Annotated in this window: 12 protein-coding genes, 1 tRNA gene and 3 pseudogenes; 10 read left to right on the plus strand and 6 right to left on the minus strand. The window is 65.8% G+C overall.

Annotation, left to right across the window (positions count from 1 at the left end; translation table 11 throughout):
* The 7 genes and pseudogenes from T428_RS29300 to T428_RS0118255 all read left to right on the plus strand — a co-directional run.
* A pseudogene (locus tag T428_RS29300) lies at positions 1-1,484 on the plus strand (ATP-binding cassette domain-containing protein); the annotation flags it as partial.
* Positions 1,485-1,570: 86 nt separating this feature from the next.
* Positions 1,571-2,038 (plus strand): ribonuclease FAU-1 family protein, encoded by a 468-nt coding sequence (locus T428_RS0118230; RefSeq protein ID WP_025737598.1) that lies wholly within the window; start codon positions 1,571-1,573, stop codon positions 2,036-2,038.
* A gap of 8 nt (positions 2,039-2,046) precedes the next feature.
* On the plus strand, positions 2,047-2,451 hold the full coding sequence (locus tag T428_RS34845; protein WP_245604980.1) for a DNA polymerase ligase N-terminal domain-containing protein: 405 nt from the start codon (positions 2,047-2,049) through the stop codon (positions 2,449-2,451).
* Between the two features lie 159 nt (positions 2,452-2,610).
* A pseudogene (ligD, locus tag T428_RS34850) lies at positions 2,611-3,608 on the plus strand (non-homologous end-joining DNA ligase).
* The gene (gene ligD, locus T428_RS0118245; protein ID WP_025737599.1) at positions 3,608-4,498 is read left to right on the plus strand and encodes a non-homologous end-joining DNA ligase; all 891 of its coding nucleotides are present in this window, start codon (positions 3,608-3,610) and stop codon (positions 4,496-4,498) included. Before ligD (T428_RS34850) ends, ligD (T428_RS0118245) begins: the two are co-directional and overlap by 1 nt.
* A pseudogene (locus T428_RS29315) lies at positions 4,491-5,266 on the plus strand (Fpg/Nei family DNA glycosylase). Before ligD (T428_RS0118245) ends, T428_RS29315 begins: the two are co-directional and overlap by 8 nt.
* A 24-nt stretch (positions 5,267-5,290) precedes the next feature.
* Positions 5,291-5,701 carry a hypothetical protein gene (locus tag T428_RS0118255; protein ID WP_025737600.1) on the plus strand — a complete coding sequence of 137 codons (411 nt, stop codon included), beginning with the start codon at positions 5,291-5,293 and terminating at the stop codon, positions 5,699-5,701.
* A gap of 1 nt (position 5,702) precedes the next feature.
* Here the strand turns inward: T428_RS0118255 and coaE are convergent, their stop codons facing one another.
* The 3 genes from coaE to polA all read right to left on the minus strand — a co-directional run bounded on the left by coaE (position 5,703) and on the right by polA (position 11,271).
* Positions 5,703-6,917 (minus strand): dephospho-CoA kinase, encoded by a 1,215-nt coding sequence (gene coaE, locus T428_RS0118260; RefSeq protein ID WP_025737601.1) that lies wholly within the window; start codon positions 6,915-6,917, stop codon positions 5,703-5,705.
* 6 nt (positions 6,918-6,923) lie between these two features.
* Entirely contained in the window at positions 6,924-8,372 is a 1,449-nt protein-coding gene (rpsA, locus tag T428_RS0118265) for a 30S ribosomal protein S1 (protein WP_025737602.1), read from the minus strand.
* A gap of 238 nt (positions 8,373-8,610) precedes the next feature.
* Positions 8,611-11,271, minus strand: a complete 2,661-nt coding sequence (polA, locus tag T428_RS0118270) for a DNA polymerase I (protein ID WP_025737603.1) — start codon at positions 11,269-11,271, stop codon at positions 8,611-8,613.
* Between the two features lie 134 nt (positions 11,272-11,405).
* Here polA and T428_RS0118275 point away from each other — a divergent pair, with 134 nt between their 5' ends.
* Positions 11,406-11,861: a Zn-ribbon domain-containing OB-fold protein gene (locus tag T428_RS0118275; RefSeq protein WP_025737604.1), complete on the plus strand. Its 456-nt coding sequence runs from the start codon at positions 11,406-11,408 to the stop codon at positions 11,859-11,861.
* A complete protein-coding gene (locus T428_RS0118280; RefSeq protein ID WP_025737605.1) occupies positions 11,858-13,060 on the plus strand; it encodes a lipid-transfer protein in 1,203 nt (400 codons plus the stop codon). Before T428_RS0118275 ends, T428_RS0118280 begins: the two co-directional genes overlap by 4 nt.
* Before the next feature lie 76 nt (positions 13,061-13,136).
* Here T428_RS0118280 and T428_RS0118285 read toward each other — a convergent pair whose 3' ends face one another.
* The gene (locus T428_RS0118285; RefSeq protein WP_156942996.1) at positions 13,137-13,763 is read right to left on the minus strand and encodes an ANTAR domain-containing response regulator; all 627 of its coding nucleotides are present in this window, start codon (positions 13,761-13,763) and stop codon (positions 13,137-13,139) included.
* Between the two features lie 112 nt (positions 13,764-13,875).
* Here T428_RS0118285 and T428_RS0118290 point away from each other — a divergent pair.
* Positions 13,876-13,952: transfer RNA gene (locus T428_RS0118290), tRNA-Leu, on the plus strand.
* Between the two features lie 339 nt (positions 13,953-14,291).
* On the opposite strand, the gene T428_RS29320 is transcribed toward T428_RS0118290, so the two are convergent.
* Together T428_RS29320 and T428_RS29325 are read right to left on the minus strand one after the other, a co-directional pair.
* The gene (locus tag T428_RS29320; protein ID WP_169733674.1) at positions 14,292-15,086 is read right to left on the minus strand and encodes a sensor domain-containing protein; all 795 of its coding nucleotides are present in this window, start codon (positions 15,084-15,086) and stop codon (positions 14,292-14,294) included.
* The gene (locus T428_RS29325) at positions 15,083-16,312 is read right to left on the minus strand and encodes a serine/threonine-protein kinase (protein WP_281173959.1); all 1,230 of its coding nucleotides are present in this window, start codon (positions 16,310-16,312) and stop codon (positions 15,083-15,085) included. Before T428_RS29325 ends, T428_RS29320 begins: the two co-directional genes overlap by 4 nt.
* Between the last annotated feature and the right edge of the window lie 293 nt (positions 16,313-16,605).

The following is a 16,605-nucleotide window of genomic DNA, read 5'->3' on the forward strand; positions in this document are numbered from 1 at the left end:
TTCGAGGGCCACAACATCCATACGGAGTACGCCTCGCTGCGCAGCCGGATCGGGATGGTCCCCCAAGACGACGTCGTGCACCGTCAGCTGACCGTCAACCAGGCGCTGGGCTATGCCGCCGAGTTGCGGCTGCCACCGGACACCAGCAAGGCCGACCGCGAACAGGTCGTCGCGCAGGTGCTCGAGGAACTCGAGCTGACCAAGCACGCCGACACCCGCGTCGACAAGCTCTCCGGCGGCCAGCGCAAGCGCGCGTCGGTGGCCCTGGAATTGCTCACCGGCCCGTCGCTGCTGCTCCTCGACGAACCCACCACCGGCCTGGACCCGGCGCTGGACCGCCAGGTGATGATGATGCTGCGCCAGCTGGCCGACGCCGGCCGCGTCGTGTTGGTCGTGACGCACTCGGTGTCCTACCTCGACGTCTGCGATCAGCTGCTGCTGGTCGCGCCCGGCGGCAAGACGGCCTACTGCGGCCCGCCCAGCCAGATCGGCGCGGCGATGGGCACCACCAACTGGGCCAAGATCTTCACCAAGGTGGGTGCCGATCCCGAGGAAGCCAACCAGCGCTTCCTGGAGCGCAGCGCGGCGCAGCACCGGAAACGTTGGCGGGCAAGGACGACGAGCCGGGTGAGCTGGGCGAGCCGGTGCATACCAGCGTGCGGCGCCAGATCTCGACGATCGCCCGCCGGCAGATCCGCCTGGTCGTCGCCGACCGCGCCTACTTCATCTTCCTGGCGCTGCTGCCGTTCATCCTGGGGTCGCTGTCACTGACGGTTCCGGGCTCGAACGGGTTCCATCTGCCCGCCCCGAACGCGGGCACCCCCGACGAATCCGCCCAAATCCTGGCCCTGTTGATGCCCGCCACGGCGTTCATGGGCACCGCGCTGACGATCCGCGACCTGGTCGGCGAACGCGCCATCTTCCAGCGCGAGCAAGCGGTCGGGCTGTCCACGACCGCCTACCTGCTGGCCAAGACGGCGGTGTTTTGCGGGTTCGCGATCGTGCAGTCGGCGATCATCACCGCGATCGTGGTGATCGGCAAGAGCGCACCGACACGGGGCGGCATGCTGCTGGGCCACGGAACGGTCGCGGCCACCGTCGAGCTGTTCGCGACCGTCGCGGCGACGTGTGTGGCGTCGGCCGTTCTCGGCCTTGCCATTTCGTCGCTGGTGCGCTCCAGCGAGCAGATCATGCCGCTGTTCGTGGTGGCGGTGATGGCGCAGCTGGTGCTGTGTGGCGGCATGGTCCCGGTGACCGGCCGGCTCGGGCTGGACCAACTGTCCTTCACGATGCCGGCGCGCTGGGGTTATGCCGCGGCCGCCGCGACGGTCGACCTGCGGCACTTGGTACCGGATTCGCTGCTCTCCCAGGACCGTTTCTGGCAGCACACATTGCGGACGTGGCTGTTCGATATGGGGATGCTGGGCGGCCTGTCCATGCTGTACCTCGGCTTTGTACGGTGGAAGATCCGGCTGCGCCGCTGAGCGCCCGGTAAAGTGACGCCATCCATCCACCGAAGCGCGAGACGTTCGACCTGCGCGACCGCACCAACACCGATCCGAAGGGCATCGTGCGGGCGGTCGACGAGTACGCGGTGCATCCGTGGGGCCTCTACGTGGCCCGCCCCACTCCCGGCCGCGCCCAGTTCCACTACCTGGAGTCGTGGCTGCTGCCGTCGCTGGGATTGCGCGCCACGGTGTTCCACTTCAACCCGGGTCACCAGCGTGACCACGACTACTACCTCGACGTCGGCGAGTACACGCCCGGCCCGGACGTGTGGCGCGCGGAGGACCACTACCTCGACATCGAGGTGCGCACCGGCTCCGGCGCGGCGCTCGCCGATGTCGACGAGCTGCTGGAGGTGATGCGGCACGGCCTGCTGCCCGCCGAGGTTGCCGAGCAGGCGGTGCGCCGCGCCGTGCACGCCGTCGAAGGGCTGGCCCGAAACGGGTATGACCTGCACCGCTGGTTGGCCGGCAACGGCATCGACCTCACCTGGCGCGGCCGGGAGCGGTTTCCGAAGCGGACGCCCGGGTAATCTGCGACATGCCCTTGAGCGAATATCGGCGCAGACGACGGTCCGGGCGCAGCCCGGAGCCGCGCGGGCGGCGGGCACACAAACGCCGTACCACCGCGGCCGAGCCGTGTTTCGTCATTCAGCATCACGCCGCGACCAGCGACCACTACGACTTTCGCCTGGAGATCGGGGGCGTGCTCGCATCGTGGGCGATACCCAAGGGCCCGTCGACGAACCCGAAGGACCGGTGGATGGTGCGCCGCACCGAGGATCAGCCGCTCGATTACGCGGATTTCGAAGGTGTGATCCCCGACGGGGAATACGGTGCCGGACCGGTGATCGTCTGGGACCGCGGCACCTACGTCAATGCCACCGACCACGAGATGACCGAATGCCTGGGCACGTTTCGTTCCGTCTGCAGGGCGCCAAGCTGAGCGGTGGCTTCGCGCTCACCAGGATTCGTGAGGGCAAGGACGAGATCTGGCTACTGATCAAACGCAAAGACGAACATGCCGACGCTCGGCGCAAACCCGTCAAAGCCAACCCGAATCGGTGTTGTCCGGCCGCACGTTCGACGATCTGGCCGAGTCGTCATGACCGATCTGGCCGGTCTGCCCGCCGCGGTGCAAGCCGCACTGCGCGACGAGCCGGTGCCGGATTGGCGGGCCCCCAACCTGGCCACCCTGACCGACAAGAGGTTCAGCGACCCGAAATGGATCTTCGAGCGCAAGTTCGACGGCATGCGTTGGCTGGCGTTTCACGACGGCGACCGAATCCGGTTGCTATCGCGAAATCGGCAGCCGCTCAACGGAACCTACCCGGAGCTGGTCGACGCGCTGGCCGCGCAACGCGCCACCCGATTCGTCGTCGACGGTGAGGTCGTCGCATTCCAGGGCCGCCACACCAGCTTCGCCAGGTTGCAGGGACGCCTGGGCATCACCGACCCGAGGTGGCCCGCGCATCGCGAATCCGGGTCTACTACTACCTTTTCGACCTGCTGCACCTGGACGACAAGTGCCTCACGGAAGTGCCGCTGCGGTGGCGGAAACGACTGCTGCGCGACACGATCAGTTTCGACGACCCGCTGCGCAACACCGCTCATCGTGTCGGCGACGGCCTGGCCGCCTACCAGGCGGCGTGCGAACGCGGTGACGAAGGCGTGATCGCCAAGCTGGCCGACTCCACCTACGAAAGCGGCCGCTCCAGGAATTGGCTGAAATTCAAATGCGTCCGCGACCAGGAATTCGTCGTCGGCGGCTACACCAGTCCCAAAGGCAGCCGAATCGAGTTGGGCGCGTTACTGCTCGGCTACCACGACGGCCACGACCTCGTCTACGCCGGCAAGGTCGGCACCGGCTTCGACGAGACCACGCTGCGCAGCCTGCACGAAAGACTCTCCCCCATCGAGCAGGACACACCGCCGTTCACCCGAGGGTTGGTGCGCGAGAACGGCGCTCGGTGGGTACGTCCGGAGCTGGTGGCCCAGATCAGATTCACCGAATGGACGCGCGACGGGAAACTCCGCCATCCGCGCTACCAGGGCCTGCGCACCGACAAGGACGCCGCCGATGTGGTACGGGAGACAAGCTGATGCCACGCATCGAGGTCGAAATCACCCATCCGGATCGGGTGTTGTTCCCGCAGAGCGGAATCACCAAGCGCGAGCTGGCCGACTACTACGGCGAGGTCGCCGACACCATGCTGCCGCACCTGAAGGGTCGTGCCTTGACCGTGCAGCGGTTCCCGCGCGGAATCAGCGAAAAAGGCTTCCTACAACAGGATTTCGCTGATACACTGCCGAGCTGGATGAGCGGTGTCGAGGTGACGAAGGAAGGCGGCACCCTGGTACACCCACTGGCCGAACGCCCGGAGGACCTGCGCTGGCTGGCGAACCAGAACTGCATCACGCTACATGTGTGGCAGTCGCGGAAGGACCGGCTGCACAATCCCGACCGGTTGGTCTTCGACCTCGATCCGTCCGACACCGATTTCGCGGTGGTGCGTGCCACCGCCCATGCGCTGGCCGGCGTGCTGAACGATCTGGGGCTGGCCCGATACGTGCAGACCACCGGGTCGCGCGGACTGCACGTCGTGGTGCCCGTGCGCCCCGAGGTCGACTTCGACACCACTCGGCAATTCGCCCGCGATGTCGCCGAACTGGTCGTCGCCGACGACGACGCGCACCGCACCGTGGCGGCCCGCAAAGACAAGCGCGGTGGCCGGGTGTACCTGGACGTCATGCGAAACGCGTACGCGCAGAAGGCCGTTGCGCCGTATTCGGTCCGGGCCCGCGAAGGCGCGCCGGTGGCCACCCCGCTGGAGTGGGGCGAGCTGGATGCGCGGGGCCTGCGAGCGGACCGGTTCACCATTCGAGGCATTCCGAAACGGGTTGCCGGACAACGTGATCCGTGGGCGGATATGTACCGGCACGCCCGGTCGCTGACCGGGCCGCGAGCGCAATTGGCGAAACTTCGTGCCTAAACTACCCGATGTCGAAGGGTTTCGTCGCGAGCTGGCTAACACCTTGCCCCGCCGCCGGATTCAGCGCGTGCAGGTGCACGATCCCGGCATTCTGCGCAACACCTCCCCCGCCGCGATCGGCCGCCACCCCACCAGCCACCGGTTCCAAACGCCGCGCCGACACGGCAAATGGTTGATACTTCCGACCGACGGGCCCACGCTGCTGATCCACAGTGGCATGACCGGGCATCCGTACTTCGCCGCCCCCAACGCCGAGCCCGAACGGTGTGAGCGGCTGGTGGTCTCGCTCGACAAAGGTGAGCTGCGCTACGCCGACCTGCGCAAGCTACGCGGGGTATGGCTGGCTCATGGCGACGACGACCTCGCCGAGGTCCTGGGTCCGCAAGGGCCCGACGCGCTGGGGCTGCGGGTCCCCGAGTTCCGCGACGTGCTGGCCGGTCGGCACGGACGGTTGAAACCCACGCTGATGGACCAGTCGGTCATCGCCGGCCTCGGCAATCTGCTGACCGACGAAATCTGCTGGCGGGCCAGGTTGCGTGTCACCCAACCCGTTGCCGACCTCACCGACGACGACGTACAGCGCCTGCACGCCGCAATGGCTCAGGTGTTGCGCACCTCGGTGCGACACGGCCGCGTTCCGGGCTGTCCCGCTGGCTGACCGGCGTGCGTGACGAGCCGGATCCGAGCTGCCCGCGCTGCGGAACACGCCTGCGCCATGACCGGGTGGGCGGCCGGATGTCGTTGTGGTGCCCCCACTGCCAGCGCTAGTGGCTGGGCGTAATCTCTGCAGCTATGACCCCTCGTACAGGCAGGTGGCTGCCGCTGGTCGCAGAGACCGTGATCGGCTCGCAGTTGGCGCCCGCGACTGCGCATGCGGACCTGCACAACATCACCTACCGGGCCAGGATCGACGCCCTGACGACCGGCAGCAAGGCCACCTTCGTCACCAACGGCGGCCAGACGAACACCACGAACCTTCCGTCGATGCCGGGCAACGTCTTCGAAGCCAACACCGTGTTGCCCGATCCGGCCGAGGCCGGGCTACGGATCGTGCTGCATTTCCCGTACGCGGCCAACGTGCACTGCGAGATCGACGTCGACGACAACGTTTTCACCCAGACCGATCAGATGGTGCGCCCGCTACCCGGCAGTTCCGATCCCAATAACGGTGCGCTGCAATGCGGGGCGCCGCTACCCGGCTGAATCAGGGCTTCCAGCCGGTGAAGTCCGCCCACTCCCAGGCCCGGCGGTAGGCGTCGGCGAACCACGGCTCCTTGGCCTCGAAGTAGGCCGCCATATCGCCGTCTGCGGGCTTCCCGGCCTCGTGCTTGACGGCCAGGTAGTTCACCCGCTCCCCGGGGTTGGCGGCCAGCCAGTCGACGAACAGCAGGGCGAACTGCTGGTTGGGCCAGCCGGCCACCCTGATGTGCACATTGGTGGGCCGCCCGGGATCGGCCGAGGCATGAATTCGCTTGCGCCACAACGCCGGATCGTCGCTGCGGTCGTACTCGCGGACGGTGCTGCGCGCATCGGCCTTCGCCTCGTCCCGATCGACGTGCTCGATGCGCGGGTAGCCCGCCGCGAGCAACGCCTCGCCGAGTTCGTCTGGCAGCCCCAGCGATTCGACCGTGATCTGGATGTCGATGACGTCCTTGGCGTCGAAGTCCGGCACCGCGGTCGAACCGATGTGGTCGACGCGCAACGCCTTGTGGCCGCACGCCGTCGCCAGCCGGTTCACGATCCGTCGCGCCTGATCCGGCCAGGTCGGATCGGCCGGCACCACGCGCGCCGGGGCGCGGACGAACCGTCGCTCGGCCAGGTTGTGCGCGAACGGCACGATCCTGTCGTTCCACACCTCGCGGGCCCGCTTGACCAAATCCTCTTGGCTGCCAGAGTTATCCAGCCAGATGTCGGCAACGGCTTCGCGCTGCTCGTCGCTGGCCTGCGCCGCAATGCGGGCGCGGGCGTCGTCCTCGGACATGCCGCGCAACTCGACCAGCCGACGCACCCGCAGCTCGACGTCGGCATGAACGATGATCACCAACGGAAACAGCGGCGCCATGCCGGATTCCACCAGCAGCGGAATGTCCTCGACGACGACCGCATCCTGCGGCACCGACGCGATGATCTCCTCGCGCCGCTTGCCCACCAGCGGGTGAACGATCGAGTTCAGCTTCTGGCGCGCCGCGTCATCGGCAAAAGCCTTGGCCGCCAAGGCCGGACGATCCAATGACCCATCGGACCGCAGGATGTCCTCACCGAACGCCGCGACGAGCGACACCAACCCCTCGGTGCCCGGCTGGACAACTTCCCGGGCGATGACGTCGCCGTCGACGATGATCCCACCGCAGTCCGCGAACGTGGCCGACAGCGCCGATTTCCCGGCGCCGATGCCACCGGTCAACCCGACGCGCAGCATCGAGGGTTAGGCGTTGCCGGCGAGCTTTTCCCGCAGCGCAGCCAGTTGGGCGTCGCTGGCCAGCGAGCCGCCCGCGGCTTTCTCCGCGGGCGCGCCATTGCCCTGCGTCGGGTGGTCGCCACCGGCGTACACCTCGGCCTCGGCGGCGGCGAACTTCTCCATCTGCGCGGTGTGCATCTTGTGCCGGCGCTCGGCCTCGGCGTAGCGGGCCTCCCACTCGTTGCGCTGAGTGTCGAAACCTTCCATCCACTCGTTGGTTTCGGAGTCGAAACCCTCGGGGAAGATGTAGTTGCCCTGCTCGTCGTAGCTGTCCGCCATGCCGTACTTGGCCGGGTCGAACTCGTCGGTGTAGTCCTCGTTGGCCTGCTTGAGGGACAACGAGATTCGGCGGCGCTCCAGGTCGATGTCGATGACCTTGACCATCGTGTCGTCGCCGACGGCCACCACCTGGTCGGGCACCTCGACGTGGCGCTCAGCCAGCTCGGAGATGTGCACCAGACCCTCGATGCCCTCCTCGACGCGCACGAACGCGCCGAACGGCACCAACTTGGTGACCTTGCCGGGCACGATTTGGCCGATCGCGTGCGTGCGGGCGAAGTGACGCCACGGGTCTTCCTGAGTTGCTTTGAGCGACAACGAAACCCGCTCGCGATCCATGTCGACGTCGAGCACCTCGACGGTGACCTCGTCGCCCACCTGCACCACCTCGGACGGGTGATCGATGTGCTTCCAAGACAATTCGGACACGTGGACCAGACCGTCGACACCGCCGAGATCGACGAACGCACCGAAGTTGACGATCGAGGAGACCACACCCTTGCGGATGGTGCCCTTCTGCAGTTGGTTGAGGAACTCGCTGCGCACCTCGGACTGGGTCTGCTCCAGCCAGGCGCGCCGCGACAACACCACGTTGTTGCGGTTCTTGTCCAGTTCGATGATCTTGGCTTCGATCTCCTTGCCGATGTAGGGCTGCAGATCGCGAACCCGGCGCATCTCGACCAGCGAGGCGGGCACGAAGCCGCGCAACCCGATGTCGAGGATCAGGCCGCCCTTGACGACCTCGATGACGGTGCCCTTGACGGCCTCGTCCTTCTCCTTGAGCGCCTCGATGGTGCCCCAGGCGCGTTCGTACTGGGCGCGCTTCTTGGACAGGACCAGCCGGCCCTCTTTGTCCTCCTTGGTGAGAACAAGGGCCTCGACCTCATCACCGACGGAAACGACCTCGTTGGGGTCGACATCGTGCTTGATGGACAGTTCGCGGGCGGGGATGACCCCCTCGGTCTTGTAGCCGATATCGAGGAGCACCTCGTCCCGGTCCACTTTGACGATCGTGCCTTCGACGATGTCGCCATCGTTGAAGTACTTGATCGTTTTGTCTATTGCGGCGAGAAAGTCCTCGCTCGAGCCAATGTCGTTGACGGCTACTTGCGGCGAGGTGACGGCGGGACTCGGCATATTGTTGGGGTGCTCCGGACAGGTTGGGTCGTAGGGATAAAACCGGGATTTAACTGATAAGGCTACTCGACAGGGCGCACGCTGGACAAACTCGCCCGGCGCGCCTCGTACGCCACGCCCAATATTCGACCCGCCGCGACCTCGGCGCAACCCGGAATTTGAGGTCGATTGTTGTCATCGCACCGGCCGCGAAAACGGCCGGGCCTGCGGTTGGGGGCAATGAGCTCCGACTGTTTAGCTAATGCGCGGCGCTGTCCCAGGAGCGCCCGTAACCGACCGACACCTCCAGCGGGACATCCAACGGGTAGGCGGAACCCATCTTGTCCCGGACCAACGCCTCGACCCGCTCACGCTCGCCGGGGGCAATTTCGAACAGCAATTCGTCGTGGACCTGCAACAACATCCGCGACTTCAGCCCGGCCTCCTTGAGGGCCTTGTCGACCTGGATCATCGCCACCTTGATGATGTCGGCCGCCGAACCCTGGATGGGCGCGTTGAGCGCGGCCCGCTCGGCGGCCTCCCGCACGTTGCGGTTGCTGCTGTCCAGCTCGGGCAGATGGCGCCGGCGGCCGAACACCGTGGAGGTGTAGCCGTCCTTGCGGGCCTGTTCGACGACGTCGCGCAGATAGTCGCGGATGCCGCCGAACCGGGCGAAATAGGCGTCCATCTGCTCTTTGGCCTCTTCGGTGGAGATTTTCAGCTGGGCGGCCAATCCGTAGGCGCTCAATCCGTAGGCCAGGCCGTAGGACATCGCCTTGACCCGGCGGCGCAGCTCGGCGGTGACCTCCTCGATCGGCACCCCGAACGCCCGGGACGCGACGAAGGAGTGCAGGTCTTCGCCGGTGTTGAACGCCTCGATCAGGCCCGCGTCGCCGGACAGATGCGCCATGATCCGCATCTCGATCTGGCTGTAGTCGGCGGTCATCAGCTCGGCATAGCCGTCGCCGACCACGAACGCGTCGCGGATGCGCCGGCCGGCCTCGGTGCGGATCGGAATGTTCTGCAGATTCGGCTCGATCGACGACAACCGCCCCGTCGCGGCGATGGTCTGGTTGAACGTGGTGTGGACACGCCCGTCGGAGGCCACCGAATTCAGCAGCCCGTCGACGGTGACCTTGAGCCGGGTGGCGTCGCGGTGGGTCAGCAGATGCTGCAGGAACGGATGGCCGGTCTTGTCGAACAGCGACTGCAGGGCATCCGCGTCGGTGGTGTAGCCGGTCTTGGTGCGTTTGGTCTTCGGCATGCCCAACTCGTCGAAGAGCACCGTCTGCAACTGTTTTGGCGAGCCCAGGTTGATCTGTTTGCCGATCACCTCGTAGGCCGCCTCGGCGGCCTCGCGGATCTGGGCTGCGAAATCGCTTTGCAGCTCGGACAGTTGGCCCATGTCGACCGCGATGCCGGCGTGCTCCATGCCGGCCAGCACCCGCTGCACCGGCAGCTCCATGCCCTCCAACAGCGACGTGGAGTTGATCCGGGCCAGCTCCTCGTCGAGCGCGTCGGCCAGGTCCAGCACCGCCACGGCGCGCAGGATCAGCGTCTGCACCGCCTGGTCGTCGAGCCCGTCGGAATCGTCGAGGAGTGAAAGCTGTTGCTGCTCAGCAGTTTCGGCACGCAGCTCCCGACGCAGGTAGCGCAGCGAGAGGTCGTCGAGGGCGAAGCTGCGCTGCCCGGGCCGCACCAGATACGCGGCCAGGGCAGTGTCGGAGGTGACGCCGTTCAGTGTCCAGCCCCGCCCGGCCAGGTCGTGCATCGCCAGCTTGGCTTCGTGCAGCGCCTTGGGCGGGCCGGGGTCGGCCAGCCAGGATGCCAGCACCGCCTCGTCGTCGGGGTCCAGCGCCGAGGTGTCGATGTAACGGCCCTCGCCGTCGGAGGACACGATGGCCAGCGCGGTGGCGTCGGCGTCGTAGGCCAGGTGCGTGCCGACGACGGCCAGGCCGAACCGCTTGCCCGAGCTGTGTTCGGCCAGCCACACGGCCAGCTGCCCGGCCTCCAGCGCGCCCCCCCGGACGTCGAATCCCTCGTCCACCTCGGGCTCGATGGCGGCCAGGGTGTCGAACAGCCGGTCGCGCAGCACGCGGAATTCGAGGTCGTCGAAGAGCCGGTGGATCTGGTCGCGATCCCACGGCAGCATCCGCAGCGTGTCGGGGGTTTGGGCCAGCGGCACGTCTTTGACCAGGTCGGTGAGCTCGCGGTTGCGGATGATGTTGGCCAGATGGGCCCGCAGCGCGTCGCCGACCTTGCCGCGCACCGAGTCGACGTTGTCGACCAGGCCCTGCAGCGAGCCGTACTCGGCGATCCACTTGGACGCGGTCTTCTCGCCGACGCCCGGAATGCCGGGCAGGTTGTCGCTGGGGTCGCCGCGCAGCGCGGCGAAGTCGGGATATTGCGCGGGAGTCAGCCCGTATTTCTCGACGACGGCCTCCGGGGTGAACCGGGTGAGTTCGCTGACGCCCTTGCGCGGGTACAGCACCGTCACGTCGTCGCTGACCAGTTGCAGGGAGTCGCGGTCGCCGGTGACCACCAACACCCGGTAGCCCTCGTTCTCGGCCTGGGTGGCCAGCGTCGCGATCAGGTCGTCGGCTTCGTATCCGGGCTCGGCCAGCACCGTGATGCCCAGCGCGCCCAGCACCTCCTTGGTGATGTCGATCTGCCCGCGGAACTCGTCGGGGGTTTCCGACCGGCCGGCCTTGTACTCCGGGTAGCGGTCCAGCCGGAACGTCTGGCGCGAGACGTCGAACGCGGCGGCGACGTGTGTCGGCGCCTCGTCGCGCAGCAGGTTGATCAGCATGGCGGTAAAGCCGTAGACGGCGTTGGTGGTCAGGCCGCTGCGGGTCTTGAAGTTCTCCGCCGGCAGCGCATAGAAAGCCCGGAAGGCCAGCGAATTGCCGTCCAGCAACATCAGCGTCGGCTTGGTCTGTTCCTCTGTGGCGGCAGGCACGGCTTTCACTCTAGGCACCCGCTGTGACGAGTCACCCGCCCCGGCAGAACTGCAACACGTTTCAGTTTTGTGTTTGACCTGGGTAGTCTGGCCGAGTGCCAGAGGTGACCAGTACGCAAGCCGCGATCGACGGGTGGTTCGCCACCGACCCATCTACTGAGGGGGCCGGAAAAACCCATCTGATCGGCGGCAAGTGCCCCGAATGCGGAACGTATGTGTTCCCGCCGCGAGAAAACAACTGCCCCAACCCGGCCTGTACCAGCGACACCCTCGAATCCGTCGCGCTGTCGACCCGGGGCAAGCTGTGGAGCTACACCGAAAACCGGTATCCCCCGCCCGCGCCCTATCCCGCGGCCGACCCGTTCGAGCCGTTCGCGATCGCCGCGGTGGAACTGGCCGCCGAGGGCATCATCGTGCTGGGCAAGGTGGTCGAGGGCACGCTGGCCGCCGACCTGAAGGTCGGCATGGAGATGGAGCTGACCACGATGCGGCTGTTCACCGACGAGGACGGTGTCGAGCGCATCGTGTACGCCTGGAGGATCGCATCATGAGTACGCCCGAACCGTTGTACATCCTCGGCGCCGGGATGCATCCCTGGGGCAAATGGGGCCGCGACTTCACCGAATACGGCGTGGTCGCCGCGCGCGCCGCGCTGGCCGAGGCCGGGTTGGACTGGCGACAGATCCAGCTGGTCGCCGGCGCCGACACGATCCGCAACGGCTACCCCGGCTTCATCGCCGGGTCGACGTTCGCGCAGAAGCTCGGCTGGAACGGCGTACCGGTCAGCTCCAGCTACGCCGCCTGCGCCAGCGGTTCGCAGGCGCTGCAGAGTGCCCGGGCCCACATTCTGGCCGAGTTCTGCGACGTCGCGCTGGTGATCGGCGCCGACACCACGCCGAAGGGCGCGTTCGCCCCGGTCGGCGGGGAACGCAAGAACGACCCCGACTGGCAGCGGTTCCACTTGATCGGCGCGATGAACCCGGCGTACTTCGCGTTGCTGGCGCGGCGACGGATGGACCTCTACGGCGCGACCTCGGAGGACTTCGCCCGGGTGAAGGTCAAGAACTCTCAGCACGGGCTGCAGAACCCGAACGCCCGCTACCGCAAGGAGTCTTCGGTCGAGGACGTGCTGGCCAGCCCGGTCGTCTCAGATCCGTTGCGGCAGCTGGACATCTGCGCCACCTCCGACGGTGCGGCGGCGCTGATCGTGGCCAGCGCGGAGTTCGCCCGCAAGCACCTGGGTTCGCTCGACGGGGTGCCGTCGGTGCGCGCGGTCAGCACGGTCACGCCGCAGTATCCACAGCATCTGCCCGAATTGCCGGATATCGCAACGGATTCCACCGCCGTCGTGGCCGCGCCCGAGCGGGTCTTCAAGGATCAGATTCTCGACGCGGCCTATGCCGAGGCCGGCATCGGGCCCGAGGACGTGAGCCTGGCCGAGGTCTACGACCTGTCGACGGCGCTGGAACTGGACTGGTACGAGCACCTGGGGCTGTGCGCCAAGGGCGAGGCCGAGCAGTTGCTGCGCAGCGGCGCCACCGCGATCGGCGGCAAGGTGCCGGTGAACCCGTCCGGCGGCCTGGCATGCTTCGGCGAGGCCATCCCGGCCCAGGCGATCGCTCAGGTCTGCGAGCTGACCTGGCAGTTGCGGGGCCAGGCGACGGGCCGGCAGGTGGAGAACGCCAAGGTCGGCGTCACCGCGAACCAGGGCCTGTTCGGCCACGGTTCGTCGGTGATCGTGGCCCGCTAAGGCTCACGCCCTCTCGGGTGTGCGCCCACGGCTTTCGGTATGCATCCAGGGCGCCCTCAATACACGCGTAAGCGGCTTAGCCGGACGCCTCGTCGGACTCGCCGCTGAGGGTTTCCAGCACGACCTCGGCCACGCGCTTCATCGTGGTCCGGCGATCCATGGCGGCGCGCTGGATCCACTTGAACGCCTCGGGCTCGGTCATGCCCTGCTTGGCCTGCAGCAGCCCCTTGGCGCGCTCGACGACCTTACGGGTCTCCAGCCGGTCGGACAGCGTCGCGACTTCGCGTTCCAGCGCGGTGAGCTCGCCGAATCGGCTGACGGCCAACTCAATGGCCGGAATCAGGTCGCTGATCGTGAACGGCTTCACCAGGTACGCCATCGCCCCGGCGTCGCGCGCGCGCTCGACCAGGTCGCGCTGGCTGAATGCGGTCAGCACGACAATCGGCGCGATGCGTTTGCTGGCGATCTCCGAGGCCGCGTCGATGCCGTCCCGGCGCGGCATCTTGACGTCCATGATCACGAGGTCGGGCTTATGCAGCTCGGCGAGTTCGACGGCCTCCTGGCCATCCCCTGCCTCGCCGACGATCTCATACCCCTCCTCTCGCAGCATCTCGGCCAAGTCCATGCGGATCAGCGCTTCGTCTTCCGCGATCAGGACCCGGCGCGGCACAGCGGCGTCGGTGTCGGTCGTGGGGCCTGTCATGACGGACATTGTCTCGTGGATCGCGACGACCAGCGACATCGGGGGCGGTGAGAGCGCACGCCCACACCGATCCTCTATGGTGGGAGGCCGCTTAAGGTAAATAACAAGTAGAGCCCTCGTATCCCAACTGGCAGAGGAAACGGATTCAAAACCCGTCCAGTGTGAGTTCGAATCTCACCGAGGGCACCACCAAAGAGCTGGCTACAGCGATTCCCCATCGTGGCCGACGGCTCTCGGGTTCCAAGTCGTCCGCAGACCGTTCGCAGCAGCTTTAGCGGCGGCATCAAGGACGTCCGCATCCGGCCAGATCATCGGGGAAAGGTGCCCGTAGCGCTGGGAAAGCTTGCGGCGACACTTCGATTCATCACATGCCTGGGCGAGGATCCCCGGCCTGAGGGGCGATCCGTGATGGCGGTGCCGGTTAGCATCTGGCCAGCAAGGTTCGCTCACAGCTTGACGTTTTCCAGCATCGCTTTTGCTATCCCTGCGGCGTCAGGTACCGCCGATCCAGGATCTCTTGGCCAGCCCTTAACTGGGTTCGTAGTTGGCGGCTACGTTCGGAACTTGGCAGGTGCGGGTTTCGACGACGACGTTTTCATGCGCTCCCAATGCCTGCTGACAAGCATCCGGTCCATTCAGCCCGCTATTGGTCGCCATGGAAACTGTGATGAGGTTTCCGTGCCGTTGTACCTGGCCAAGAACGTATCCGGCACCGTTTTCGAAGCCGAGGGTCGCATCGACCTCGCCCTTGGCGCAGGTCGTCCATTGAGCCTGCGAAGAGGTCAAAAAATCTTGTGCCTGCCTGGTGGACGGATACACGGCGGCCGTCTGCTCAATAAGATGTGGCCCTTTGTCCGGTCCGCCGAGGTACAGGTTGCCAAACGTCTGAGTCTTGATTTCCGTGGGCTGTGAGGCGGCGTAGACATCATGCTCGCCGGTGAACACCACGCCGACACACGACCGTGGTTTGACCTGACCCGAATGATCTGACATCCCATATGACGAGGAATTGATGCCAAGCGCAATGCCTCCGCCCGCGCTACCAGGGTTGTCACTGACGTCGGCTCCCAGCAGCTTGCTCAGCTGGTCACCAGTTAGCAACACCTGATCAATCGCCTTGGGTGAGAACAAGGGCTGCGGAATCGGCGGTGGTGACCCGTTGCCGGGGCCGACACGATCAGACTCATCGAGAAGCATCACGCCATCCACCAATGCCACCTTGAGCCAACGGTTTTCAGTACTGGACGTGCCGTCGCGACGGACGTACTTGAGTTCGGCAACGACGCTGCTCGCATCTCGCGGGCTAATCGAGACAACTGTCACCGACTGGATTGTCGCCCAAAACCCGTTGAAATCGCTTTGCCCAGTTTGGTTTTGGCAGTGGGCATCGAGCTTTCCCATGCATCGTTGGGATGCGCTGGAAGGTCGGCGTAGTAGCCGGTGACGAAATCTCGCATACTTTCGAAAGTGATTGCTGGCGCGACCGGTGTTGCGGTACCGGCACCGCTAATAGTGCTTTGGTTGCGCGACGGTGACCACAGTAGGAACGAGGCCGCTCCGATTGAAGCGACCAATCCAACCGCAATTATGGCGGCTATGGATACAGTCCGTCGCCTTGCCGGTTTAGCCGGTCTAGCCACAGGGCCGGCAAGGGGCATAGCCCTGGGCGCCGTAGCCGTGGGAGCCGAAGTCGTTGTTCTACTGGCTGAGTCGATTTGCTCGCTCAAGGCCCGCGCGAAATCGGAACAGCGTTCGAATCGGTCTTCGGGGCGCTTGGCGAGACCGACCGCAAGCACCTGGTCCAATTTGGCAAGTTCCGGTCGACGATCTGCTAAAGCCGGCGGTGAGACGTTGAGATGGCGGCTGATGACAACCGCAGGGTTGGAGTTTTGAAACAGCTGAGTTCCCGTGAACAGGTGGTAAGCAGTGGCCGCTAATGCGTATTGATCAGCTCGGCCATCGATGCCTTCGCCTAGCAATTGCTCGGGCGCGCAGTAGGCAACCGTACCGACGGTCATGTTGGTCTTCGTTAACCCGCTAATGTCGTTGACGTTGCGGGCTATTCCGAAGTCCGTCAACAGGATTCGGTGCTCGCCCTCATCGTCGAGATGGGTCATCATAATGTTGGCTGGCTTGATATCGCGATGCAAGAGAGCCTGTTTGTGGGCGTAATCCAATGCACCGGCGACGGCGATGATAATGCGAACGACTTCCTCGACTAGCATTCCGGCCGGGTAGCGATCGGCCAACAGCCGAGCCGCATCGAGTCCGTCGACGAAGTCCATGGATATCCACAGTTGCCCGTTTTCTTCACCGCGGTCGTGCACACCGACGATGTGGGGATGCCAGAGTGTCGAAGCCAGGTCGGCTTCTCGGGCGAAGCGAGCCCGGAACTCCTCGTCGGCCGACCACTCGGGAGGCAGCAGCTTCAGTGCATCACGCCTAGGCAGTCGCGGATGCTGGGCCAGGTAGACGTCGCCCATACCGCCGGATCCCAGCAGGCGAACAATGGTGTAACCGGCGAACACCTGCCCGCTAGCTAACGCCATGGGGCGGATGCTACACAGGCGGCCACGCCTTTTGGACCGTATCTGGTGAGAGCCAACCTGGGTGTTGCCAGTAGTGTTCGTCAAGGGTGCTGACGCTGCACGAGCTAGCAGGCGAGCAGACAACCTTGCCGACGCTCGTGGCGCTTGTCGGCCACGGAAGGCACAATCAGCAATCGTGCCTAGCTTTAATCGCGATCTCGGCGATTGGTTTGAGATCAATGCCGCACAAGTGGAACGTAACCTCGGCCGATACTTTGGTGGCAAACTTAAGGACCTATTCACGAGGCGCTGGT

This window comes from Mycobacterium genavense ATCC 51234, from assembly GCF_000526915.1.
GTDB classification, from domain to species: Bacteria; Actinomycetota; Actinomycetes; order Mycobacteriales; family Mycobacteriaceae; genus Mycobacterium; species Mycobacterium genavense.